Source organism: Neptunomonas qingdaonensis, from assembly GCF_900113275.1.
GTDB classification, from domain to species: Bacteria; Pseudomonadota; Gammaproteobacteria; order Pseudomonadales; family Balneatricaceae; genus Neptunomonas; species Neptunomonas qingdaonensis.
Map to the genome: position 1 here is coordinate 70,910 of NZ_FOOU01000010.1, position 24,459 is coordinate 95,368.

Here is a 24,459-nt window from a genome sequence, read left to right on the forward strand (position 1 = left end):
TTTGTACGAGTATTTTTTGTAACAGACATGTTATTCGTGATCACGAATGAATACCCAGGTATTACCTTCAGACATTGATTCGGCAAAGCGATAGCCTTCAGAATCAAACTCTTTTAAGGCTTCAGGTGTGTCAATTTTATTCTCAATAATATAGCGCGCCATCAAACCACGTGCTTTTTTAGCATAGAAACTGATAATTTTATATTGTCCTGGTTTCCAGTCTTTAAACACCGGTGTTATCAGGCGGGCATTGAGCATTTTGGGCTTTATCGCTTTAAAATACTCATTGGACGCCAGATTGACTACAACCGGATTGTCATTCTGATGGCGTTCATCATTTGACTCTTCGCTTAGCTCTTCGTTTAAAGATACCGTGAGTCTGTTATCCCAAAACTGGTAAAGGTTTGTACCACGAGGGTTGTCTAGCTTTGTACCCATCTCTAAACGGTAAGGATACATTAAGTCCAACGGCCTGAGTACGCCGTATAGCCCCGATAGAATCCGCAAATGCTGTTGAGCATAATTGAGCTGCTCATTGGATAGGGTGGCTGCGTCCAGTCCGCTATAGACATCACCTTTAAAGGCTAGAATAGCTTGCTTTGCATTTTCGCTTGTTAGTTTGGTTGGCCATGAGTTATAGCGGGCAACATTAAGGCTGGCGAGTTTGTCGCTGAGCTTCATCAAATCGGCGACCCCCTGAACCGAAAGTTGCTCTAAAACACTGATTAGCTCGTTGGAATGCTCCAGAAAGCGAGGCAGAGTGTGTTGGTCTGTATGTGCAGGCGTTTCGTAATCAAGCGTTTTAGCGGGCGAAATAAGTGTCAGCATAGTATTCCGTTCTGTTGGGTATGGGAGGCATTCAGGCTATTTTAATTGAATTGTAATGAGGTTGTTATGGGGTTGTCATATTGTTCTGACGTTGCTCTTGTCAAAGCCCCGATAATTTACCCCCTTTTAGCATTGATTCACAGGGCTGGAAAGTAATAGACGCTTAGTTAAGCGAGCGATGGGCAAACCAGTAAACGGATGATGCGCAAACAAGATGGGTAGGCATAACAACTTGATATTGTGTATTATTAAGCCAATTTTTCTTTGATTTGTTTTGGGATTTATCTGTAATGTCTAAAAAGACAGTATTAACCGGTATTACGACAACCGGCACGCCACATATTGGTAATTATCTGGGTGCTATCAAGCCTGCTATTGAGGCCAGTGAGGATGCCCGCTATAACAGTTTCTTCTTTCTGGCGGATTATCATGCACTGATAAAGTGTCATGATCCAGCACGTATTGCGCGCTCATCTCAGGAAATTGCAGCCACCTGGCTAGCGCTGGGGCTGGATACTGATAAGGCCACCTTTTATCGTCAGACAGACATTCCTGAAATTACAGAGTTGACCTGGCTGCTGACGTGCATGACGTCTAAAGGCCTTATGAACCGCTCGCATGCGTATAAAGCATCGGTTGATGCCAATCGTGAAGCCGGTAAAGAAGATCTGGATGACGGCGTGACAATGGGGTTGTTCAGCTATCCGATATTGATGGCGGCAGATATCCTGATGTTTAATGCTGATATTATTCCGGTTGGAAAAGATCAGGTCCAACATATCGAGATGACGCGGGATATTGCCGGACGTTTTAATCATACGTATGAGTCTTTGTTTGCATTGCCTGTTGCTCAGGTGGATGAGTCTTCGCCGCTTATTCCCGGGCTGGATGGTCGCAAAATGTCAAAAAGTTACGATAATACAATCCCCTTGTTTTGTTCGGCTGATGAGTTGCGCAGATTGATCAATCAAATTGTCACCGATACCCGAGGTCCGGGCGAACCTAAAGATCCCGATAACAGTACGTTATTCCAGTTATATAGTCGTTTTGCAACAGGGCACGATGTTGCCCTAATGCGCCAGAAGTATCAGGAAGGGATAGGGTGGGGTGAGGCGAAACGCGAGTTATTTGAACATCTGGATAGCCAGTTGAGTGACCCGCGTGCTCGTTATCATGAATTGATGAGTGATCTTGGTGCTGTTGAGGATGTCTTACAAAAAGGCGCATACAAAGCGCGTGAGAAATCAGCACCCTTTATGGAAAAGATACGTATTGCTGCGGGTATCCGTCCTTTGACGTATGTACCTGTGCAACCCGAGACCGGTACTCAGGTTAAAAAAGAGAAAAGTGTTGAGGAATTGTTACGCGTGGAAGAGGGGCGCCGTCGGGCGATTCTTATGCAATTAAAGTCATTGTTTGAGCGAGTAGAGTCATCTGATAATAAAGCAGAAGCGGCGCTGCAGGTATTGGCAGAGAAAACCGCCGAAGTTGAGGGACTGAAGAAAAAACAGAAACAAAAAGCTCAAAATGAGTTGGACGTATTAAAAACAGAGCTAGCCCAATACGTGAATTAAAAAAGCGTGAGTTAAAAGATGCGAGCCAGAGAGGTGGGTATGTACCGGACGTTACTGAGTGTTGACGCGTTGCAGAAAGATTATTCACCGCAGGCGTGGGTGATATTTGATTGTCGTTTTGACTTGGCTGATGTGACTAAAGGACACCAGCTGTATAAGGAAGGGCATATCCCCGCTGCTCAGTTTATGGATCTTGAGCAAGATCTTTCTTCTCCCGTTACCCCAACGACAGGACGTCACCCTTTACCTGACCTTGAGCAACTTAAAGATAAGCTTGGCAGGGCCGGAGTGACAGCAAATACTCAGGTCATTGCTTATGATGATTGCGGCGGTGCTATGGCCGCTCGTCTTTGGTGGTTGCTTCGTTTCATTGGCCATGAGGCGGTTGCTGTTCTGGAGGGAGGTTACCCTGCCTGGGTACAGCAGTGCGGAGAGGTGACGACTAATGTGCTTCTTCCTGTAAAAGCGACTTATCAGGAAAACAGTGTGAGCGGTAACGGCGGGATGCCTGTTATTAGTAGTGAAGAGCTGCAAGGGCAGCTAGCCTCTGTTCAATTAGTTGATGCTCGGGCAGCGCCGCGCTTTCAGGGCGAAGTTGAACCCATTGATTCTGTCGCAGGGCATATCCCCGGTGCATTAAACCGTCCATTTCAGGATAACCTGACAGTGAGTGGTGTTTTTAAGTCAGCAGAGCAATTGGCAGAAGAGTGGTCTGTGTTGATAAACACTGATTTACCCGTCGTGCATATGTGCGGTTCGGGTGTGACAGCCTGCCATAATATTCTGGCGATGGCGCATGCAGGATTGGATAATTCGGTATTGTATGTGGGTTCATGGAGTGAATGGATTGAAGATAAATCACGGCCTATAGCGTCAGTCTGATGCCTATAAACGCGGTCTATCAGTGACTTTGGTTTTAGTTATTGGTGATCTGCTGCAAATAGCGGCTATGATAAAGGCAATCTCAGCTAAGGAGGAACTGATATGCCAGCCAATTATCAATCAGGTGTTATTGCACCAGCGAGTAGTGATGCGTTATTTATCACCCTGAATGTTAAGCAGGGTCGGGATCAGGAAATTATCCATGCGTTACAGCAGATACAACAGTCTGTTTCTCAGTTTCAGGAGCGCTTTTCGGCGCAATCTGTGCATGCAGTAGTTGCAATAGGCAGTGACTATTGGGATCGGCTGACCTTCCATTTACCGAACGCTTGGCAACGCAGGCCTGCCCTGTTAACTCCTTTTCCGATAATGCAGGGTGTCGTCAATATGCCTGCAACGCCGGTCGATTTACTCTTGCACTTACGATCGAACCGTCGGGATATTACTTATAAACTGGCTCGGGAGTTAATGGCATTGTTCAGTGATGCGGTTGAGATTGCAGAGGACGTGTCCTGTTTTCGCTATTTGGATGCCAGAGACTTAACGGGCTTTGTGGATGGCACAGAAAATCCACAAGGTGATCATAAAAAAGCGGTTGCTCTTGTCGGTGATGAGGATGACATTTTTGCCGGGGGATCTTATATCCATTTGCAGCGCTATGTTCACAATCTTGATCGATGGAGTGCACAATCCGTGAAAGATCAGGAAGATGTATACGGGCGAACCAAGGAGGATAATGTTGAGTATCCATCGAATGAAAAACCTCTTACCGCACATACGAAACGCGCATCTTTGAAAGATAGTCACGGCCAGTCCGTTGAAATACTCCGCCATAGCATGCCTTACGGCAATCTGACGGAAGCGGGGCTGTTATTTGCCAGTTATTGTCGAACACCTGAAAGCTTTACTCTGATTTTAAAGAGTATGGTTGAAGGTGACGGCAATGGGCATACCGATAAATTGATGCAATTTACTACGGCGATAACGGGTCAGGCGTTCTTTGCTCCCCCTTTGAGTTGGTTTGAGAAATTACAGTAAGTCTATGAAGTTCATAATAAACTAATATTTGTTGCCGGATGGCCGATAGTTAGTATAAGTGTATCTGTTGATAGATATGTGTGGTTTTTATGGATTTTAACTGATCTTCGGATGCCGGTTTACACTGTTGAGTCGTCATCTTTTAATTTGTTCAGGGTACAGAAGTATTTACAGTAGTATTTACATGAGTACCGACTGATTTTAATTCTCTTTTTCTGGAAGCAGATACATGTCAGGAACGCTTGGATACAGGACGTTATTTTGGGTAAGTGCATTTTTACTTAATAGTGTTGTAATGGCTTCAGATGATATGTCGCTCGATGATCTCAAAGCCCTGTCCATTGATGAGCTTTCTTCGCTTGAAGTGGGTATCGCATCCAAAATTCCCAGTAAGGTTATTGAGACCCCGGCTTCGGTTTACGTATTGACGGCAGAAAGTATTCGCCGCTCTGGTGCCAGGAATGTACCTGAAGCTTTGCGTATAGTGCCTGGCTTAAATGTCGCTGCTGTGAGTGGTAATTCATGGGCGGTCAATTCGCGAGGGTTTAATGAGACCTTCGCCAATAAATTTTTAGTGTTATTGGATGGCCGAAGTTTATATAACCATACTTTTGGTGGCGTGTATTGGGATATGCAAGATGTCCGCATGGAGGATGTTGAACGTATTGAGGTTATTCGTGGGCCCGGTTCCGCTGTGTGGGGTGCGAATGCGATGAATGGAGTTATTAACATCATTACTCGTTCCTCATTTGCTACACAAGGGGGAGAAATTGTTGGATCATTGGGAAATCAAAATCGCGAAGTGGGATTGCGTTATGCTGGCGAATTTAACGATCGCAGCAGTTACAGGTTTAGCGTTAAAGGGACAATGAGCGAAGAGAACTCGCCCACCTCACATTCAGGTTTTGGCCAGGGTGCTGTGGCTAATGATGATGCGAGGCACACACGATTATCATTGCGCACGGATACGGACTTTGGTGATGGAGAGTCATTATTGTTAGATGTTGGTTACTTTCGTGGAGAGTCAGATCAGCGTTTATTCGCATCCGAAAAAGTTTCATCAGGACCCGACTTTAATACGATTGTGGCTCCGGCAATTAATAATATGTTGCTTAATGGTGCCACTGAGGATCAAGTATTTGCTGCCTTAGCGTTTCCGCAGTATGGACTGTGTACATTTTGCATGATGGACATCAGGGATAATCAAAAATACTCAGGTGGTCATCTGTTGGCTCGCTGGAAGCAGGTGAGCAATAATGATTGGCAGACTATACAGGCGTATCTGGATTACTCGCAGCGGGAAGATTACCAATTAGATCAGCAAGCTAATGCACTTGATATCGATTTTGAGCGTGGCTGGAAAAATAGTCTGGGAAAGTTTGCCTGGGGTATGGGCGTCAGGTCTGTGGCGGATGATCTGCAGCCCAATTTGTCACCCACGTCAGTTGTTTCGTTTGGGCCTGCCTCCCAGCGTAATAATGTGATAAATGCATTTGTGCAGAGTGAAGTGAATGTTTCGGAGGATATTAGAGTCTTAACTGGAGTGGGTTATGAATATTCTTCAATTTCCGGTAACCAATGGCAACCGACGATCAGAGGGATATGGTCGGTAAGTCCTAAGACTCAGTTATGGAGTGCGCTGTCTTATTCCTCGCGTGTTCCTTCCCGGTTAGAAACCTCGAACGCTAGTCCTAAGAATGCTTATGAGCTCACAGGTAATCCAAACCATGGCTCAGAAAAGCTGACGTCATGGGAGTTAGGGTTTAGGTATAATCCACAAAATACGTTGGCGTTCGATGTGACTGTATTTCGTTATTGGTACAGTGATCTAACGACTATCAATATTGATAATCTGTTTAATCCATTTTTAAGCACTAGCACCCCAGGTCAACTTAGTATTGCTAATGGTGCGGAGGCTGATGCCTATGGTGTTGAATTATCCACCCGATGGACGGTGCAGCCAAATTGGCGTTTGGAGGCTTCCTACAGTTTGTTACAAACGTCGATGAGTCGCTTGCCCGCATTCACAGAACCTATGATATCTACAAATAAGGCCCCGAAACATCAGTTTTCACTGCACTCCAGCTGGGATTTGACAGCAACTCTGGAGCTGGATCTTGGGGTCTATTATGTGTCATCGTTATCATCGACCGGATCAGACTTCCTGGTATTTGGAGACGATGGTATTGATGATTATGTCAGAACAGATGTCAGAGTCGGATGGCAGATCTCACCAGAGGTGGAGCTCAGTATTGTCGGGCAGAACCTTTTGCAGGATACCCATCAGGAGTTTAGTACATCACCATTGAATGTGGGTGGCTACCCGGAAAGTACGGAAATAAATCGTAGTGTTTCAGCCAAACTCACGGTCAGGTTTTAAGAATGGAAACCTTATTTTCCATGCTTAGGGTTATTATCAAGCCAATACTGCTGGGTGGATGTTTGTTATTCGGTTCAGTCGCATTGGCTGAAGATAACGCTGTCGATAATATTAAGACGGTGTATATCTATAATTTCTTATCCTTTATTCAATGGCCTGAACATAAGAGCTTATCGGCTGAATATCGGTTATGTGCGCTTGCTGATCAAGCTTTGGTCGATAAACTGACGGCGGTTGTGCAAGATGAACAGATGAATGGCCGTTCACTGATTGTTGTCCCTTATAGTTATCTGTCAGAGGCTGAAAACTGTCATCTTATCTACCTGCAGGAGAGCGCATTGTTGGAGGCTGATTCGTTGGTGGATTTTGATCAGCCTGGAACATTACTGATTGGTGATGCAGATGGTTTTGTATCAGGGGGAATGGGCATGGTCGGTTTTGAGACCCGAGGACGTAAAGTACGTGTGGCAATGAATCTGACGCGTTTACAGGAAGCTGGCTTTAAAGTCAGTTCAAAATTATTGCGGGTGGTCAGAATCGAACGTTAATCATTCAGAGACCTTTGTACGATTGCTCCTTTGTCCTCTGGCGGCGTTAAAAGCGTACTCAATCGGTCATTTATAAACATAAACTCCCTTACTCCGTGCGCTTTTGCTTTGCCAGTAAACAAAATTCCGGCTCGTGCAAAGGTCTCAATAAATATTCAATAAAGGCCACCCGGGGCGAGTGGCCCTTGCTGTTACATTTACTGAACTTGTTCGTTTTCGGTAAATACTCCGTCATAAAGAACTGTCGACAGGTAGCGTTCGCCTGAGTCAGGTAAAATCACGACAATGGTCTTTCCTTTGTATTCCGGGCGTGCCGCAAGTCGCAAAGCGGCGGCCGTTGCCGCACCACAGGAGATACCTGCAAGAATACCTTCCTCTTTCATTAAGCGTTGTGCTGTGGCAATTGCTTCTTCATTGCTGACCTGCTCAACAACATCCACGATGCTTAAATCCAGGTTTCCCGGTATAAAGCCTGCACCTATTCCCTGGATTTTGTGTGGCGAAGGTTTTAGTTCCATTTTATTTAATGACTGAGTAATGACGGGTGAGTCGACGGGCTCGACAGCAACGCTGATAATGGCTTTGCCTTTAGTCTGTTTGATATAACGAGAAACGCCGGTAATCGTCCCCCCGGTGCCAACGCCAGCAACGAGTACATCAATGCTGCCATCCGTGTCATTCCAGATTTCAGGCCCAGTGGTTTGTTCATGGATGGAGGGGTTGGCTGGGTTCTGGAATTGTTGAAGCATTAAATTTTGTTCAGGGTTGCTATCCACAATTTCCTGGGCTTTATCGATGGCACCCTTCATGCCCTTTTCCGGCGGGGTGAGGATGATTTCAGCCCCCAGCGCTTTCATTAATTTGCGTCTTTCAATACTCATAGAAGCAGGCATAGTGAGCTTTAACGAGTAACCCCGTGATGCGGCGACAAAAGCGAGAGCAATGCCCGTATTACCACTGGTTGGTTCAACTAGTGTTATGCCGGGCTTGAGTTGGCCCGATTTCTCAGCAGCCCAGATCATACTGGCACCGATGCGGCATTTTACCGAACCTGCCGGATTGCGAGACTCTATCTTGGCTAAGATGGTCGCATCAGGTGCAAGTCTGGCGAGTCTGACGAGTGGAGTATTTCCAATAGAGAGTGAATTGTCTTGAAAAACCGGCATTTTGTTACCCTATCTTATTGAGTGATATTGCCTGAAGTGTACTGCCGATAAAGTTATTTTTACAGATTCCTTTGCTATATGTTTATTGTTAATCATACTTAACTTGTTCATCTTCTGTTAATTTTGCCAGGTGAATGTTATTTTCGAACGCTTGTTCTAAAATATTGTAAAGTATGTATTGTCATAACCTACTGTTTAAATGGGTAATTATTTTTGAAACGGTTGCTCCGTAATCTGCCAGTTCGACACAAGTTGTCAGCCCTCGTCATGCTGACAGCCTCAACCGTATTGGCAATTTCCTATGCTTTTTTTATTGTCAATTTCTGGATCAGTAGCCGGGAGCAATTGGTCAGCTCACTGCATACGTTAACAAAGGCCGTGAGTATTAATGCAACAGCGGCATTGGTTTTTCACGATGAGCAGACAGCAACAGAGTTGTTAAATACGCTTAGCGCCGATATGGATATTGAATATGCTGTATTGAGGAATGCTAATGGGGATGTATTTGCTGAATACCGGCGGATGAATAGCTCGTCGGTGGTGGAAACAGATTATCAGCAGCACATAACAGAGCTTTTGAAGGTTGAGGCTACTACTGATGATTGGCAATATAAGTTTTATGCTGATCACTTAGCAGTTGAGCAGTCGATAAAAGAAAAAGATCGGTTTATTGGAAGTCTTGGTATTCGGGTGAGCCTATCCAGTTATAAACATATGTTAAATAACTGGATGTTTTTTGGATTGTTGGGGCTCTTAGTTGTGCTGTATTTTGGGTATTTCATCTCTTCCCGATTACAGAATGTCATTATTAAACCCATTGAGAAATTGATTCATGCGATGCATGCTGTATCTGAAATCAGCGATTATTCGAGACGCGTTGAGAACACTTCAACGGATGAATTTGGTGTGATGGTTGATGGTTTTAATACCATGATAGGACAGATTCAAGAGCGTGATGAGGCGCTAAAGCTCGCCAGGGATACTGCTGAAGAAGCGAGTTTGGCAAAATCTCGTTTTTTGGCAACCATGAGTCACGAAATCCGTACACCGATGAATGGCGTTTTAGGCATGACTGAGCTGTTGTTAAACTCATCCTTATCGCCTGACCAAAAACGTCAGGCTGATACAATTCAGCGCTCTGGGACTGCATTGCTCAATATTATCAATGACATTCTCGACTATTCAAAAATTGAAGCGAACCAGCTAAAGCTGGAATCTATTCGGTTTGATTTATATGAACAGATTGAGGAAGTTTTGCAGTTACTAAGTGAAACTGTAAATGGTAAAAAATTAACCGTTTCTCATGATTTTGATCCTGATTTTAATGGAAAGATGCTCGGTGATCCAATAAGAATCCGGCAAATTCTGCTTAATCTTGTGGGCAACGCACTTAAATTTACGCAAGCCGGCTATGTCAGTGTCAATGTCGCCGTTGTGTTTTCGGGTAAAAACCCTTACGTGCGCATTGAAGTTCATGATAGTGGTCCTGGTATTTCAGAAGATGCTCGAGAGAAAATTTTTGAATCTTTTTCACAAGCCGACTCATCTACAACACGTAAATATGGAGGGACAGGATTAGGGCTGGCTATTTCGAAACAACTTGTCGGGTTGATGCGAGGTAACATTGGCGTTGATAGCGAATTGGATACAGGATCAGTTTTTTGGTTTGAGCTACCTTTGGATCGTCAGAGTTTTAAATGTGTAGTTCAGGGCAAAACATTGCTTCAGGGTATCCGGGCACTCATATATGGGCAGCATAACGTCGAAATGGATTTCTTACATGATTTGTTAACGGATTGGGGAGTGGTTATTGAAAGAGCAGCAGTCCAAAGCGAAGTAGAAGAAAAAATACAGGCGGCTGTAGAAAAAAACAACGCTTTCAATTTGGTTTTACTCGATACATTGGGCAATGAAACTGAGGCAGCTCGATTTATTCATGCACTTAACTACCGGTATGGGCAATTTGCAACTAAGTTTATGGTGTTAGCTTCGAAAACATCACCTCTGATGGGACTGCCGGGATACGTAGGCATCATACGAGAAGATCAGGGGGCGATAAAGCCGTCAGTATTTTTGGCTGCATTATGTGATTTGTTACTTCCAGAAGGGCATGTCAGTAACTCTACTGTGCCGCTGATAGGGCAAACTGATAAGGCGTTAGCAGAATTACAGGGGCACATTTTACTGGTTGAAGATAATGCGGTGAATCAGCAGGTAGCCACAGGTTTGTTGAAGATGATGGGGTGTTCGTTTGATACAGCCACAAATGGAGCTGAAGCTATCGATAAGTGGCGTAATCACCCTTATGATCTGATTTTAATGGATATAGAAATGCCCATTATGGATGGCATTACAGCCGCCTCCTGTATACGTGAAGAGGAAGTACTGGAGCATTTACCCTACACACCTATCGTGGCGGTAACGGCGAATGCAATGGATGGTGATAGTGAATTGTATCTGAGTAGAGGGATGGACGACTATTTAAGTAAGCCTTATAGCCGTCAAAGCTTGCATAAAATGCTGACCCATTGGCTAAAAGAGCAAGCACCTCTCAAGTTTTCTGACATGGACGTAATACAGAAAGTGAGTATAGATAGCGAGTTGTGTGATCTTAATATGCAGCAGGTGGATAGTTTTAATGATCTGCAGGATGACGATGGTCAGCCTTTATTAGGCTCGTTGATTGCTACATATATTGAGAACAGCAATCAAATTATTATTGAGTTGAACGAGGCGCTTCGCCAAAAAGATTTTGAAGAGATTCGTCGGCTTTCGCATGCTTTAAAATCATCTAGCGGGACGCTCGGGCTTGATAAGGTTCACGCTTTAAGCAGGGAAATAGAAGAGGGGTGCAGGATGTCGCATACAGATAATTTACAGGCGCAGTACCAATTATTGGTTCAGGCTAACCAAACATCACAGCAGAAACTTGTCGATTTAATGTGATGGAGCAAAACTCTGTTATGCCCAAAACCAACCGCCAGACAATACTCGTTGTCGATGATGACCCTACGATTCGAATGGTAGCGGCAGCACATCTTCGTCAGCAAGGATACGCTGTCGCATCAGCTGAAAATGGGCAGATGCTTCTCGATATTTTGCAGGATATCAATCCTGATCTGATTATGCTCGATGTGGACATGCCGGTGATGGATGGTTTTGCGGCGTGTCGGCGACTGAGAAAATTCCATTCAGGAAAGACGGTTCCGGTTTTGATGATGACTGGGCTGGAGGGCGATAACTCGATTGAAGAGGCTTATAGAGCCGGTGCGACAGACTTTATCGCGAAACCGGTGAATTGGACGCTATTGAAGCAGCGCTTGCGTTTTATGTTACGCGCCGTTGATGCAATGAGTAGCCTTGTAGAAAGTGAAGCCAGGCTGGCAAAAGCACAATCAATAGCACGTCTGGATTACTGGCGTTGGGATGTGTTTAAGAAAAAGATGATTATCTCTGAAGCACTAGCAGAAAGATTGCAGCTGGATGTGAATAATATCATGGCTGAACAATTGCTCTCCCGAGTAGCTGAGATCGATCGATCCCGCATTACTCAAATAGTACAGCGTGCAGTGAATCAACAGACAATTCCTGCTGATTTTGAAATAACGCTTAACGCTGGGGGCGGTTCAACCAGACATCAGGTTTTTCGGGTTCAGTCTGAACTTGAGTATGATAATCAGGAGCAGTTGGTTGCCATTGAAGGTACTCTGCAGGATATAACTGACCGCAAAGAAACCGAAGCGCGTATTCAGTTTCTTTCCCGGTTTGATCGCTTGACCGGTTTACAGAACCGCGAGGCCTTTAATCGTGCGATGCATGGATTGATTGGTGAGTGTGTCAGCAGGGATGGATGTATAGCTCTTATATTGATAGACATTGACCGTTTTGTTCGAATCAATGACATGTTTGGGCATCGCACCGGTGATGCTGTTCTGATAGAAGTAAGCCATAGAATCGTAGCTCTTGTAGACCAGCTTAGTAGAAAAATGGGAGACCTGAGAACTGAAGCATGCCGTTGGGGGGGGGATAAATTCAGTTTAGCTATCTGCTGTTCCGCTGCTCATCCTTGTCATGTTGAAGTAGCGGCAATGTTGCTGGACTGTATATCGGCTCCTTTTAAAGTTAATGGGCATGAAGTGTCGCTTACCTCGTGTATCGGTTATGCCAACAGTGCTGATAGCGAATTGGATCTGGGGACTTTGCTTCGCAATGCTGAAAATGCAATGCGCCATGCAAAACGTCAAGGCCGCAATATTATATGTTGTTACGATGAAAGTATGCTGGCGAATACTCAGCGTCGTATGTTGTTGGAGGTCGAGCTTCACAAGGCATTAGCAGAACAGCAATTCAGATTACACTATCAACCACGCATCAACGCAGATGATAAGCGTATTGTGGGTGGGGAAGCCTTGTTACGCTGGCAGCATCCGGAGATAGGCCTTATTTCCCCTGATGAGTTTATACCCGTTTTGGAGGAGATGGGCGCAATCCACGAGGTTGGAGCCTGGGTCATGGAGGTCGCATGTCAGCAATTGAAAAGCTGGCATGATGCTGGGTATACAGACTTTGTTATGTCGGTAAACTTAAGTGCGGTTCAATTCAGAGATATTCGTTTAGCTGAAGCGATCGGAGAGGTGATACAACGCATCGGCATTAATCCTGAGTTTTTAGAGGTTGAATTGACCGAAACCGCTATTATGGAAGATGTCTCCCAAACACAAACGACGCTGGCTTTACTCAAAGAGATAGGGGTACGTATTGCCGTTGATGACTTTGGTACGGGTTATTCATCATTAGGCTATTTGCGGAGTTTTCCACTTGATACATTAAAGATAGATCGCACTTTTGTTTCGGAGCTTCCCGGGAGTAGAGAAGATAGATCATTAGCGCTGGCTATTATCGCAATGGCGCGTTCACTGCATCTTCGGGTGGTAGCTGAAGGGATTGAGACTCAAGCTCAGGCCGCTTTTTTACAGGATCAGGATTGTGACGAATTACAAGGGTTTCTGTATTCGCGACCTATTGATGATCAGGCTTTTGATCAATTGTTAAGAAAAGGAATAATTGCCGTATAAGTGTGCGGATATTGTCAGAATAAATGATATATTAACACCATCTGATTTTAAGGTGGTTTGATAATGAATAGTCTGATGAAGTGGCTGGCTCCAGGAATTTTTAAGCTCGCATTTCTTCTCTTTCGTGCTCCATTGTTTAAAAACTCCCGACGTAAACATCAGTGGATCATGCGTATATTTCGCTTTGCAGCGGATAATGACAGTTGTCAGGCGTTATCCGTTTATGGTCACCTGCTGCATTTTCGCGGCGAGGGAATAGATAATCGCATACAGGGCGGTATCTACTTACAACGTGCTGCCGATAAAGGTGATATGAAAGCGCAGTACCAGATGGCCAGAATTTATGAGTCTGGTTTTGAACATTACTTTCCTGCTTCGGATGAAAAATCATTTCATTACTATCAGTTGGCGGCTTCACAAGGGCATGCGCTGGCCATATCACGAATGTTGAAGATATATCAGTTGGGAGAGTTGGGGCAGGCGGTTAATGCGAAGGAAGCTGAGCGTTGGCAATCACTGCAACCAACGCTCGCTATTACTCCATAACTGATTGAGTAGGTTTTTAACACCGCTGGGAGTCTGTCGGACTTGGCCGGTCGTAGCAAGTAGATCAGCGTTAAATTCGACAGGCTCCTGAGGACAAAGGAGCAATCGTGCATATTTATTGCGGTTTTGTCAGTCTCACCCGCATGGTCAGTAATGATTCGCTGTTTCCGTGAACGGTTATTTTCCATTTTGCCATGCCTGCGCTTTGTTCAACGGGCTTTGAGGTACTGCTGATAAGTTTCCATGGTTGTGAGAAAAGACTCGTCACTTCGATATCGCGGCTGCTCAAAGCGCTGTTTCTGATACGGACTTCATAGGCAGTAACCGTACCGTCAAAAGCGGTCTGAAAATCAGTTTGTTTACGAATGATAGTGACATCAAACGCTTTCCCCATGGCTAACTCAACGTGTTCATCTTTTGCCGTCTGGTTGATATGAGAGCTGCCGATATAGTGGAGTTCACCTGTATTGTCGGGTGAGAAGAAACGCACCTGACCCGCCGGTAACGGAGCCCCTAATCCGTGTTGCTGGTTATTTGTGAAACGTATGAACGACTCAGGTTTAACGGTATGACTTTGGTTATCGACACCATTACTCATATAAAACTGGTATCTTTGTAATGCTTTTATGCCAACTTTGTCAGCCTGCATTAAGGGAACTTGAGTGCGCTGCTGATGCTGCAAGGTTACACGCTCCCCTAATGTATATAATTGGTAGTCATTGAGTGCCTCCGGCATGGGCGAGCTGGAGTCTTCAGCCATCGACTGTGCCATCATCACTGTTTTAGCTCTGTGGCGGGGGCTGGTATCCTCATATACATCGCCAGCCAGAAGGCGTATGCGAGCATTCTTTAAGGGAGTGCCGGTATCGTTCATTAAAGAAGCCAGACCCTCTAGTCTAAGCTCACTACTATCCTCATTTAACGTCATTACATAGTCCATCTGCCAACTGAGACCTTGAGTCAGATAACTGAATTGGGCCGTGCCTGCTGTGTGAGTACCTTCGCTTCGAAAAGTCAGGCTTGGCTTTAATAAAAGATCGGCGGGGCTTGTCGGAAATATAATCCGCCATTCTGACGAGAGTGGAATTGACTCAATACGGCCATTATTCTCAACGAGTGCTGTAGAGCCTTCTACATTGAGTAGCTGAACAGTCTGTTGTATCTCCTTAGCATTGCTCTGGCTTCGTGCCAGAATGATATTTTCGCCGATATGACGCTCTAACAATGCATAGTAGTTGAGTGATGCAGTATTCAGCGTCTGCTCTTTAATGGCGCCGGCATTTCTGATCTGTAGTGTTTCGGTTTGCATAAGCTTGCTGACGTCGCGAATAACAATCGTTTCATCTTTTTTCAGAGGAGGGATGGATCGGCTATCTTGAATCAGGCCCAAATTTTGAGTGTATAAGGTAACCGCAAGATCTGTCTGCTCCTCATCAGTAATAATAGTGTTGGCTTGTGTGGCTAGCGGATAGAGAAGCGCAGTGAAGAGAGTGATTGAGAGAAGTTTAAATGGCATCTTTGTCGTCCTTTATTCATTGCGATTCTGTGTGAGTATGCTGTGTAGAAAGCTTCTATGTAAAAACTTATATGAAAAACCAGTCTCGTTTTACCTGGATTGAGCGAAGATCCACCAGGTCGGCTTCAGTGACATGATACTCCGGTGTTTCTGGTTATTCTTCACTGGCGGCAATAATTTTCGATGATTAGACGTGAGTTTTCGGCGGTTCTTAAGGAGGGTTTACCGCTAGCAAAACAGGCGCTTCGCCTGGATAATTCAAGCGGTTAGTGTTAATACGTCTGTAAACGTTAATCAGTCGGTTTTTGTTCATTAGGTAGATCTAACGCTACACGAAATCCCCAGGTATTGCGTGCAGCATCAGGCGGGTGGCGGTAGCGGCTGGCAGAGCGAATAACCCGGCCAATATCAAACCATGAACCGCCTCGCATGGCGCGGTAAGCGCAGTTGCTGGCTACGCGCGCACTGCCATCTGTCGGATGTCCGGAATAAGTATCTGAATAACAATCCTGCACCCACTCATCGACGTTTCCGTTTAGGTCATGCAGTCCCCAAGGGTTAGCGGGTAACGCACCAACGGGTGCTGGCTGTTTTGCATCCCAGAGCGAACCGCAACCATCACATACGGCTCGTTCGGTTGATAATTCATTACCCCACCAATAGGCTGAACTCGTACCGCTACGTGCGGCGTATTCCCATTCTGCCTCTGAAGGTAAACGGTAGGATTGTCCGGTTTGGGCAGCGAGCCATTTCACATAGGCGTTAGCGTCCTGCCAACTGACATTAATGACGGGCTGTAAGCCGCGTCCCCAACCTTCGTCATCGGGGCGTTTTCTTTTTGTGATGTCAGCAAAGTGATCATATTCATTAAACGTGACTTCATAACGGGAAAGGGCGAATGAATCTGAAAATATGATGGTTTGGATGGGTTTTTCGTTATCGTCGCCCTGATTGTTCAGATCTCCCATCTGAAATTGCCCGGCAGGTAAACTGATCATCTGCGGCCCATAAGCACCATCCAGCAAGGTATCCTGGAAAATCTTGAAGTTCTCTTGAAGCGGGCTGGCTTCTCTGGACAATGGCTCTGTAGTCTTGATATCCGATGTGTTTTGTTTAGCGAGTTGTTCTTCTAACCGGATTATCTTATTGGCTTGATCATCCGCTGTGGTTTTCCATATTTCGGCTTGCTCCTTCCAGGCGGCAAGGTACTGGTTGGTTGATGTCTGTTGCTGTTGAGCGAAGAAGAAACTAGCAAAAAAGCCTACCGCCACGCCTGCGATAAAGAGTGTGCTGCCCATAAATAAAGAAGACCAGAATCGACTGATGCCGCCGGATAGCCTGGCAGTCGTTGAAGTATCCGTTGTCTTAGTTTTGAGTGGCTCATTGTCTGCAACAGGCGATGTGCTGTTATCCGCTTCCTCGATGAAAAGAGCACTGATAAGTTCAGCAGAAGTGCGTTGACGTAGTTCTGGGTCAGTCGCAAGCGCTTGTTGTAGTGATGCCCATTGTTTTTTGTTTAAACTCGAGGGTTGCTTTAGCTCTTTGCGGACATGTAAGGCTTCATCCTCTTCCAACCCGAATGGTGGGGATCCTGATAGTGCAGCATAAGCGATACACGCCATTGAATAGGTGTCCGCAGCAGTGGGCAGCAGGTTGGGGTGAAATGCCTCGGGTGCCTGATAGGCAGGGAATTGAAACGCCGGGTCGAGTTTGAAACTGGTTTTTTCCAATAAGATTCGTGGGCTAATGGGTAAAACTTTTACGCCACCCTGACGGTTAATGTAGATCAGGTCCGGTGCCAGTGCTGCGTGTGGTTTGTAGACTTTATTAATATAGACGTCAGCAGCGCCAGCTATTTGTGTGAGCAGGCCCTGTAATTGATTTTTTTTCAGTTTATTGATTTTTTTTGTTTGTATGAGCGTTTGCAGCGTTAACCCGTCCAGCGCTTCACAAGCAAAAAATAAAATTCCACCGCGTTGAACAAAATAGCCGTAGATAGCGGTGATGTGCTTATGGCGAAGATTCTTTGCAAGAATGATTTGCTGCTTAAAAGCGGCTAGAAATTCTTTATGTTTTGTAAGATTTTCTGAAAGAACAATCAGTGACACAGGCGTGGGGCTGGGCGTGCTGATATCGTCAGCTTGCCAGAACTCTCCCAGAGGGTGAGGCGTGGCCGTACCTTTGAGTCTGAATTTATGGTGTTCCGGGCCAATGATCTGGCCATCATTCAGTGAAAGTGCTTGTTGTCGGATATCCATTGCCCGTGCCTGTCAGTATTTACTACTTAATAATAGACAAGAATGGGCAATGTTTTAAATAAAATCAGTTGTTTATCTATTACGCCTGGCTAGTCGGTCTGTAAAGGTGGAAAGCTTTTAACCAGTTCATCAACAGCTTTCAGCTGAGCCAGGTAAGGCTCCAGTTTGTCCAGTGGTAACGCACAAGGGCCGTCACATTTTGCTTCAGCCGGATTAGGGTGTGCTTCTAAAAACAAACCTGCAATCCCCTGAGAAATGCCCGCACGTGATAGCTGAGCGACTAAACCACGGCGACCATCAGCAGAGTCTGCACGCCCACCGGGCACCTGCAATGCATGAGTCGCATCAAACATGATGGGGTAACCAAACTCTTTCATGATGGCAAAGCCCAGCATATCAACGACCAGATTGTTGTAGCCAAATGTGCTGCCGCGTTCACAAAGAATCAGCCGATCGTTACCGGCTTCCTTACATTTGTGCAGAATGTGCTTCATTTCATGAGGGGCCAGAAACTGAGCCTTTTTGATATTAATCACAGCACCGGTAGCGGCCATCGCCTGAACAAGGTCGGTTTGGCGGGATAAAAATGCTGGCAGCTGAATAATGTCACATACCTCAGCGGCCGGAGCGGCCTGGTGTGGTTCGTGTACATCAGTGATCAATGGGACATTAAAAGTCGTTTTGATCTCTTGAAGAATTTTTAAACCTTCATCCAGGCCGGGTCCACGGAATGAAGTCAGTGATGAGCGATTGGCTTTATCAAACGAAGCTTTGAACACGTAAGGGATGTTCAATTTATCGGTGACGGTGACATAGTGTTCGGCAATACGTAATGCCATATCACGTGATTCCAGTACATTCATGCCGCCGAATAGCACCATTGGTTTATCATTCGCAATTTCTATTTTGCCTACCTGAACGACTTTCTGTTGCATGATCTCTAACCTGATAAAAGCTGTAAAGCCAGCATTATACGTGAAGGCTTGATAAAATGGTGCAAGTGATACTTGAAAATGAGTTTTCAGATGAATGATGAAGAAACAAAACACCTGAAGGACTGTATGGCTTTGCTGAATACCAGCAAAACACTGCAGATAGCCACGGTTGATTCACAGGGAGTGCCACATATTAGTTATGCTCCTTTTGTGCGACAGGGTGAGCATTTTTTTATTTATGTCAGCCAGTTAGCCAGCCATACGGAGTATTTACAGCAAACACCTAAAGCAGGTTTGATGATTATTCGTGATGAAGCGCTGAGCCAGAACCTGTTTGCCCGTGAGCGCGTAATTGTTGATGCTGACGTTGAAATGCTTGATCAGGTGGCTAACGTCACAGTGCTGGATAGTATGGAGGCGTCGTTAGGAGGAACGGTTGGCTTGTTAAGAAACTTGCCTGACTTTTTGTTGTTCAAACTCTCGGCTGGTAATGCTCGCTATATTGCGGGTTTTGGTAAAGCATTTCAGTTAGATCTTCAAAAGATGGAGCTGGCGCATGTTAGTGGTGAAAAACTGGCAGGTCGGTCACGTTATTAGACTCTGCCCTTAAAAAAGGCTATTACATTCTCGTTATAAAATAAGGGGCTGCCATCTAATTAAACGCGGCTAATTCATTAAGAAGTGATATAGCAGAGCGCCTTCCCCGATCAGTGCAAGTAAGGCTGTCAGGGCATACCAGCCATATCGAGTGGCGAGTTTCTCTTCGTCAAAAGTTGATATCAGAAAGGGATTGTTGTTATCGTTCGGGCAGCAAAGAACATGCATAGTGGGAGCTACTGCCATGTCCGTTCGGCGTTGTACGGCTTCTTTTTGTGCGGCTTGCTGAACGTCGCTCCACTCCTGCATATCAAGTTTTTTGTCGTTGTTTTTGTCAAAACGCTGCAACAGGTCATTATAAGATTGTTTCCATTCGCGGATAACTTCTCCCGAGAGTTGTTGCAATGGTGCCAGGTGCCTTCCCCCGCCAACACTTTGGAATTGCCCTAATGCGTATATCTGTTCATGCGTAAACAGCAAGGTTTCCTGATAGCGATAGCGTGAACCGCTCAGCTCTGTAAACAGCAGCTTGTTCAGGTTGAACCCTGATAGATGCATGCCTGGCTTATTCGGATGATGCGCCGCGAGCTTGTTTGGGTTAGGAGTGTCACCATACCAGGTGCGAGTATTGACAGTTCTGACGGTGGCGCCAGCAGGGTCTATCAGCCCGGTCGCTGTACCATCATTCACCTGAAACCATATATCAGATTCACCACTGCGTTCTGTTCGCCAGTGCTTGGTTTTTCCGCTGCTTTGCAGATGGGAAACTGAATACCGATACCATACACATTCCCGACCCGATAGAGGGGCTATTAAGGGGCCGTATTCGCCTTCAATAATATGGCCGGTAATTTCAACATAGCCTTGATGGGCTGATCGAATCCGAGAGGTGGGAGTGCCTGTTATTAAGCGGTAGTGTTTTAAGCAGGCAAAGCCTTTCCACAGAGTGAAGGCTGCCGCGGCTAAGGTCAGCATGATGCCAATGGCTGATTCGCTGATCATCAGACGTTCAGATCAATGGCTTTTGAAGAGCTGGCCGATATTGACATCCGTAAGTTCGGCATCTTTGAAAACGAGTAATGCCCGGGAGCTGAAATTTAGCTGCCGCGCGATGATCAGATCAGGAAATTGTTCAATACGGACATTGTAAATATTGACGGATTCGTTATAAAACTCACGACGGTCTGCAATCGAGCTCTCAAGGCCGGTAATGCGGCTCTGCAGGTGTTGAAATGAATCGCTGGCCTTGAGTTCAGGGTAATCTTCAGCAAGTGCAAACAGACTTCCAAGGCCAATTCGCAGTTGAGTTTCAGCTTGGCCCAGCCCATTGATGTCTTGTTTTTCTCGCGCCGTTGCGACCTGTGAACGAGCTTCAATGACACGGGTTAGCGTCTCCTGCTCATATTGCATATATTCACGGCAGGTATCGACCAACTTTGGCAGCTCGTCATGACGTTGTTTTAGTAATACATCAATATTGGACCAGGCTTGAGATACATTGTGTTTCAAGCGCACCAGATTGTTATACAGAGAGATAACATAGAAGGTGATGAGCGCGATAACGCCAATAAAAATCAGAGTACCTGGTTCCATTTGAATGATCCTTTAACAACTAAACACAAAAAGAAAGAGGGTCAGTTGTTGATCAGCACGCTAAACGTGACCTTCTATCATCTCGACGGCAACTGTTTTGATGATAAAGGCTGCTAATCCTAACCCTAAAGCAAAAAATAGCACAAGAGTTCCGAATTTGCCGGCATTAGAGCGTTTTGCAAGATCATAGATGATGAAAAAAATAAAACAGGAGAAAACAATTATCCCGATGTTCAGCATCAGGCCTTCAATATCAGCTAAGCGCATAGTAGAAAAACCGAATATGTTTGAGAATTTGGCGCGCTATTATACATCAAAGCCAGACGCGAAAGGTATAGGTGTAAGAAATAGATTTTACGAGAAGGCTTGTCTAATGAATAGAGTAACACTAAGGGAATTATTATAAGTTACACGCCCAGGCTGGCGGCTAGTTTGTCACTATCATGTGTTAAGCAGAATGTAAGGGTTTGGATAATTGTGTGTGGGGTCAATAAGGGGGATAGGATAAAACGGTTGTTTATAATCAAAGGCAATGAAAAAAACTGGTGGTGAGGGGTGGATTCGAACCACCGAAGCTCGCGCGTCAGATTTACAGTCTGATCCCTTTAGCCACTCGGGAACCTCACCAGAAGGGCGCAGATAATAGACTTAAATTTTCTGATTGTAAATGCCTGAACGACACTTATTAGCATGTTTTTTAACATGAGTACTTTGTTTGATATTTGAACCGGCGCAGCCGGTTGGTTTGTTAATTAGCTTAAGGGCTCATTAAGGAAGCAAAGCTCTGTTAACTTTACTCATGCTATGCTTTCTTGATCGCCTGCCAGCCTTGTCTTAATTAAGGCAAAATAAAGATCGCATTCTGCTGCATTTGTAAATCATTAAAGCACATTTTCAGTAAGTTTTTTTCCGTCGTAAATGATGCATTGATATTCAAAAATTATCTAAAAATTATTTTTAATTTGCTTGATTTTAGTGGCCGCCGCATGGGCGCTGTGTTTGCGTCAGTCGGCCACGGCTCGGCACAATAGATGACGAAAATCAAGACTGAAATAAGCTTGAAATAAAGCCGAATATAGCTATATTTAGTGCCTGTTGCCGATCGGCGTACAAGATGTTGTGTGTTTTTTGCGACGATGCCACTTGATGAACACTAGAATACAAACAACATATTTTTCATAATTATTATATTTAGCGGAACATAAGAGTCTTATTATGCAGAAAGATTTGATGGTCACTAAGCGTGACGGACGTCGTGAAAAAATTGATCTGGAAAAAATTCATCGGGTTGTGATCTGGGCAGCAAATGGCTTGGATCAGGTGTCTCCTTCTGAAGTAGAGTTAAAGGCACATATCCAGTTTTACGATGGCATCAAAACTTCTGATATACATGAAACATTGATTAAATCTGCGGCTGATCTGATCTCTGAAACAGCCCCGGATTATCAGTATTTAGCAGCCCGTCTGGCCATTTTTCATCTACGTAAGCGTGCTTTTGATAGCTTTGATGCACCACATCTGTTTGATCATGTTGCCAGCATGGTTGAGATGGGCCGGTATGATAAACATCTGATAGAAGATTACAGCCGTGAGGATTTTGATCAGCTTAATGAGCATCTCGATCATAGCCGCGATATGAATTTCAGTTATGCGGCGGTTAAGCAACTGGAAGGTAAGTATCTGGTTCAGAATCGCGTATCCGGCGAAATTTATGAAAGCCCGCAGATTCTTTATATGCTAGTGGCGGCTTGTTTGTTTGCTTCTTACCCGAAAGAAACGCGTTTAGGTTACGTTAAACGTTTTTATGATGCGACCTCGCTGTTCAAGCTGTCGTTGCCGACGCCTATCATGGCGGGTGTGCGAACGCCAACACGCCAGTTCAGCTCCTGCGTATTGATAGAGTGCGGTGATAGCCTTGACTCTATTAACGCGACAGCAAGTTCTATTGTTAAATATGTATCGCAGCGTGCGGGTATTGGTATAAATGCTGGGCGTATTCGTGCGATTGGCAGCCCAATCCGTAATGGCGAAGCTTTTCATACAGGGTGTATTCCTTTTTATAAGCACTTTCAGACAGCGGTCAAATCATGCTCACAGGGTGGTGTGCGGGGCGGTGCTGCAACGCTGTTTTACCCACTTTGGCATCTTGAGGTTGAATCGTTACTGGTACTGAAGAACAATCGCGGCGTTGAAGAAAACCGTGTTCGCCACCTCGACTACGGCGTGCAATTAAACAAACTCATGTATCAGCGTTTGATTAAGGGCGGAAATATCACCCTGTTCAGCCCGCATGAAGTCCCTGGTCTGTATGATGCCTTCTTTGCAGATCAAAATGAGTTTGAGCGTCTTTATCAAATGTATGAACAAGACGCTTCTATCCGTAAACGTACGATTAAAGCGGTTGAACTGTTTGGTTTGCTGGCTTCTGAGCGTGCGTCTACTGGCCGTATCTATATTCAGAACGTCGATCACTGCAATACGCATAGTCCGTTTGACCCTGCTGTCGCGCCTGTCAAGCAGTCAAATCTATGTTTGGAAATTGCGCTGCCGACTAAAGCGATGAATGACATCAATGATCCTGAAGGTGAGATTGCACTCTGTACTTTATCGGCGTTTAACCTGGGTGCGCTGAGTAATCTTGATGAGCTGGAAGAGCTATCCGACCTGATTGTCAGAGCATTGGACAGCTTGTTGGATTATCAGGATTATCCAATTCTGGCTGCACAAAATGCGACAGATAATCGTCGCACCTTGGGCGTAGGGGTGACAAATTTTGCCTATTATCTGGCAAAAAATGGTACGCGTTACTCAGACGGCTCTGCCAATGGGCTGGTACACCGTACGTTTGAAGCGATTCAGTACTATATGCTGAAAGCGTCTAACCAGCTGGCAAAAGAACTGGGCCCGTGTCTTAAGTTTAAGGAAACAACGTACGCCAAAGGTATTCTTCCGATTGATACTTATAAGCGTGAAATTGATGAGTTCTGCGAGGAGCCGTTACATTATTTCTGGGAAACGCTGCGTGAAGATATTCGTGAGTTTGGTCTGCGTAACAGTACATTAACTGCGTTGATGCCTTGTGAAACCTCATCACAAATTACTAATTCAACCAATGGTATCGAACCACCGCGCGGTTATGTATCCGTTAAGGCCAGTAAAGATGGCATCATGAAACAGGTCGTACCTGACTATGTTGCATTAAAAGATAATTACGAACTGCTTTGGAATATTCCAAACAACGAGGGGTATCTGCAGTTAGTCGGAATCATGCAGAAGTTTGTGGATCAGTCGATATCGGCTAACACTAATTATGATCCGAGTAACTACCCGGGCGATAAAGTGCCGATGAAGCAATTATTAAAAGATCTGCTGACCGCTTATAAGTACGGTGTAAAAACACTGTATTATCATAATACCCGTGACGGTGCTAAAGATCAGCAAGACGACGATGGTTGTGAAGGCGGTGCCTGCAAGCTATAGGTTTTAAATTCTGAGTGGCAGATGTCCGCCGATAAGGCGAGAT

At 45.1% G+C, this 24,459-nt stretch carries 18 protein-coding genes and 1 tRNA gene; 10 read left to right on the forward strand and 9 right to left on the reverse strand.

All coding sequences use genetic code 11. The features are described from left to right. Positions 1-30: 30 nt before the first annotated feature. A complete protein-coding gene (gene yaaA, locus BM099_RS14130) occupies positions 31-828 on the reverse strand; it encodes a peroxide stress protein YaaA (RefSeq protein ID WP_090728776.1) in 798 nt (265 codons plus the stop codon). A 290-nt stretch (positions 829-1,118) separates the two neighbouring features. Between yaaA and BM099_RS14135 the strand changes: the two genes are divergently transcribed. The 5 genes from BM099_RS14135 to BM099_RS14155 all read left to right on the forward strand — a co-directional run bounded on the left by BM099_RS14135 (position 1,119) and on the right by BM099_RS14155 (position 7,250). Further along, a complete protein-coding gene (locus tag BM099_RS14135; RefSeq protein WP_090728777.1) occupies positions 1,119-2,402 on the forward strand; it encodes a tryptophan--tRNA ligase in 1,284 nt (427 codons plus the stop codon). 18 nt (positions 2,403-2,420) lie between these two features. Beyond that, complete coding sequence (locus BM099_RS14140) at positions 2,421-3,284, forward strand: sulfurtransferase (protein ID WP_232349044.1); 864 nt, start codon at positions 2,421-2,423, stop codon at positions 3,282-3,284. 102 nt (positions 3,285-3,386) lie between these two features. After that, the gene (locus BM099_RS14145; protein WP_090728779.1) at positions 3,387-4,322 is read left to right on the forward strand and encodes a Dyp-type peroxidase; all 936 of its coding nucleotides are present in this window, start codon (positions 3,387-3,389) and stop codon (positions 4,320-4,322) included. Positions 4,323-4,617: 295 nt separating this feature from the next. After that, positions 4,618-6,702 carry a TonB-dependent receptor plug domain-containing protein gene (locus BM099_RS14150; protein WP_177201186.1) on the forward strand — a complete coding sequence of 695 codons (2,085 nt, stop codon included), beginning with the start codon at positions 4,618-4,620 and terminating at the stop codon, positions 6,700-6,702. Between the two features lie 2 nt (positions 6,703-6,704). After that, positions 6,705-7,250 carry a YfiR family protein gene (locus tag BM099_RS14155; protein ID WP_090728781.1) on the forward strand — a complete coding sequence of 182 codons (546 nt, stop codon included), beginning with the start codon at positions 6,705-6,707 and terminating at the stop codon, positions 7,248-7,250. 197 nt (positions 7,251-7,447) lie between these two features. Here the strand turns inward: BM099_RS14155 and cysK are convergent, their stop codons facing one another. Then, complete coding sequence (gene cysK, locus BM099_RS14160; protein WP_090728782.1) at positions 7,448-8,416, reverse strand: cysteine synthase A; 969 nt, start codon at positions 8,414-8,416, stop codon at positions 7,448-7,450. A gap of 213 nt (positions 8,417-8,629) precedes the next feature. Here cysK and BM099_RS14165 point away from each other — a divergent pair, with 213 nt between their 5' ends. From BM099_RS14165 to BM099_RS14175, 3 genes are all read left to right on the forward strand, one after another. Continuing rightward, positions 8,630-11,362, forward strand: a complete 2,733-nt coding sequence (locus BM099_RS14165) for a hybrid sensor histidine kinase/response regulator (RefSeq protein ID WP_143083784.1) — start codon at positions 8,630-8,632, stop codon at positions 11,360-11,362. Positions 11,363-11,379: 17 nt separating this feature from the next. Continuing rightward, complete coding sequence (locus BM099_RS14170; RefSeq protein ID WP_177201187.1) at positions 11,380-13,491, forward strand: putative bifunctional diguanylate cyclase/phosphodiesterase; 2,112 nt, start codon at positions 11,380-11,382, stop codon at positions 13,489-13,491. A 63-nt stretch (positions 13,492-13,554) separates the two neighbouring features. After that, positions 13,555-14,037: a tetratricopeptide repeat protein gene (locus tag BM099_RS14175; RefSeq protein ID WP_090728785.1), complete on the forward strand. Its 483-nt coding sequence runs from the start codon at positions 13,555-13,557 to the stop codon at positions 14,035-14,037. Positions 14,038-14,152: 115 nt separating this feature from the next. Here BM099_RS14175 and BM099_RS14180 read toward each other — a convergent pair whose 3' ends face one another. The 3 genes from BM099_RS14180 to kdsA all read right to left on the reverse strand — a co-directional run bounded on the left by BM099_RS14180 (position 14,153) and on the right by kdsA (position 18,746). Then, the gene (locus BM099_RS14180; RefSeq protein WP_090728786.1) at positions 14,153-15,553 is read right to left on the reverse strand and encodes a DUF4139 domain-containing protein; all 1,401 of its coding nucleotides are present in this window, start codon (positions 15,551-15,553) and stop codon (positions 14,153-14,155) included. A gap of 290 nt (positions 15,554-15,843) precedes the next feature. Then, positions 15,844-17,811, reverse strand: a complete 1,968-nt coding sequence (locus BM099_RS14185; RefSeq protein WP_090728787.1) for an SUMF1/EgtB/PvdO family nonheme iron enzyme — start codon at positions 17,809-17,811, stop codon at positions 15,844-15,846. 89 nt (positions 17,812-17,900) lie between these two features. After that, positions 17,901-18,746, reverse strand: coding sequence for a 3-deoxy-8-phosphooctulonate synthase (kdsA, locus tag BM099_RS14190; RefSeq protein WP_090728788.1), 846 nt, complete (start codon positions 18,744-18,746; stop codon positions 17,901-17,903). Between the two features lie 90 nt (positions 18,747-18,836). On the opposite strand from kdsA, the gene BM099_RS14195 reads away from it, so the two are divergent. Then, positions 18,837-19,343, forward strand: a complete 507-nt coding sequence (locus BM099_RS14195; protein WP_177201188.1) for a HugZ family pyridoxamine 5'-phosphate oxidase — start codon at positions 18,837-18,839, stop codon at positions 19,341-19,343. Between the two features lie 69 nt (positions 19,344-19,412). On the opposite strand, the gene BM099_RS14200 is transcribed toward BM099_RS14195, so the two are convergent. The 4 genes from BM099_RS14200 to BM099_RS14215 all read right to left on the reverse strand — a co-directional run bounded on the left by BM099_RS14200 (position 19,413) and on the right by BM099_RS14215 (position 21,563). Next, a complete protein-coding gene (locus BM099_RS14200; protein WP_090728790.1) occupies positions 19,413-20,345 on the reverse strand; it encodes a GIDE domain-containing protein in 933 nt (310 codons plus the stop codon). A 12-nt stretch (positions 20,346-20,357) separates the two neighbouring features. After that, entirely contained in the window at positions 20,358-20,936 is a 579-nt protein-coding gene (locus BM099_RS14205) for a LemA family protein (protein WP_090728791.1), read from the reverse strand. A gap of 60 nt (positions 20,937-20,996) precedes the next feature. Next, positions 20,997-21,203, reverse strand: coding sequence for a DUF2788 domain-containing protein (locus tag BM099_RS14210; RefSeq protein ID WP_090728792.1), 207 nt, complete (start codon positions 21,201-21,203; stop codon positions 20,997-20,999). 276 nt (positions 21,204-21,479) lie between these two features. Next, positions 21,480-21,563, reverse strand: a tRNA-Tyr gene (locus tag BM099_RS14215). 588 nt (positions 21,564-22,151) lie between these two features. Here BM099_RS14215 and nrdA point away from each other — a divergent pair. Then, the gene (nrdA, locus tag BM099_RS14220; protein WP_090728793.1) at positions 22,152-24,416 is read left to right on the forward strand and encodes a class 1a ribonucleoside-diphosphate reductase subunit alpha; all 2,265 of its coding nucleotides are present in this window, start codon (positions 22,152-22,154) and stop codon (positions 24,414-24,416) included. Positions 24,417-24,459: the final 43 nt, after the last annotated feature.

Excerpts from the sequence above, each read along its gene's own strand:
- yaaA (WP_090728776.1), bottom strand. The coding sequence starts at position 828 with ATGCTGACACTTATTTCGCCCGCTAAAACGCTTGATTACGAAACGCCT.
- BM099_RS14135 (WP_090728777.1), top strand. The coding sequence starts at position 1,119 with ATGTCTAAAAAGACAGTATTAACCGGTATTACGACAACCGGCACGCCA.
- BM099_RS14140 (WP_232349044.1), top strand. The coding sequence starts at position 2,421 with ATGCGAGCCAGAGAGGTGGGTATGTACCGGACGTTACTGAGTGTTGAC.
- BM099_RS14145 (WP_090728779.1), top strand. The coding sequence starts at position 3,387 with ATGCCAGCCAATTATCAATCAGGTGTTATTGCACCAGCGAGTAGTGAT.
- BM099_RS14150 (WP_177201186.1), top strand. The coding sequence starts at position 4,618 with ATGGCTTCAGATGATATGTCGCTCGATGATCTCAAAGCCCTGTCCATT.
- BM099_RS14155 (WP_090728781.1), top strand. The coding sequence starts at position 6,705 with ATGGAAACCTTATTTTCCATGCTTAGGGTTATTATCAAGCCAATACTG.
- cysK (WP_090728782.1), bottom strand. The coding sequence starts at position 8,416 with ATGCCGGTTTTTCAAGACAATTCACTCTCTATTGGAAATACTCCACTC.
- BM099_RS14170 (WP_177201187.1), top strand. The coding sequence starts at position 11,380 with ATGCCCAAAACCAACCGCCAGACAATACTCGTTGTCGATGATGACCCT.
- BM099_RS14175 (WP_090728785.1), top strand. The coding sequence starts at position 13,555 with ATGAATAGTCTGATGAAGTGGCTGGCTCCAGGAATTTTTAAGCTCGCA.
- BM099_RS14180 (WP_090728786.1), bottom strand. The coding sequence starts at position 15,553 with ATGCCATTTAAACTTCTCTCAATCACTCTCTTCACTGCGCTTCTCTAT.
- BM099_RS14185 (WP_090728787.1), bottom strand. The coding sequence starts at position 17,811 with ATGGATATCCGACAACAAGCACTTTCACTGAATGATGGCCAGATCATT.
- kdsA (WP_090728788.1), bottom strand. The coding sequence starts at position 18,746 with ATGCAACAGAAAGTCGTTCAGGTAGGCAAAATAGAAATTGCGAATGAT.
- BM099_RS14195 (WP_177201188.1), top strand. The coding sequence starts at position 18,837 with ATGAATGATGAAGAAACAAAACACCTGAAGGACTGTATGGCTTTGCTG.
- BM099_RS14200 (WP_090728790.1), bottom strand. The coding sequence starts at position 20,345 with ATGATCAGCGAATCAGCCATTGGCATCATGCTGACCTTAGCCGCGGCA.
- BM099_RS14205 (WP_090728791.1), bottom strand. The coding sequence starts at position 20,936 with ATGGAACCAGGTACTCTGATTTTTATTGGCGTTATCGCGCTCATCACC.
- BM099_RS14210 (WP_090728792.1), bottom strand. The coding sequence starts at position 21,203 with ATGCGCTTAGCTGATATTGAAGGCCTGATGCTGAACATCGGGATAATT.
- nrdA (WP_090728793.1), top strand. The coding sequence starts at position 22,152 with ATGCAGAAAGATTTGATGGTCACTAAGCGTGACGGACGTCGTGAAAAA.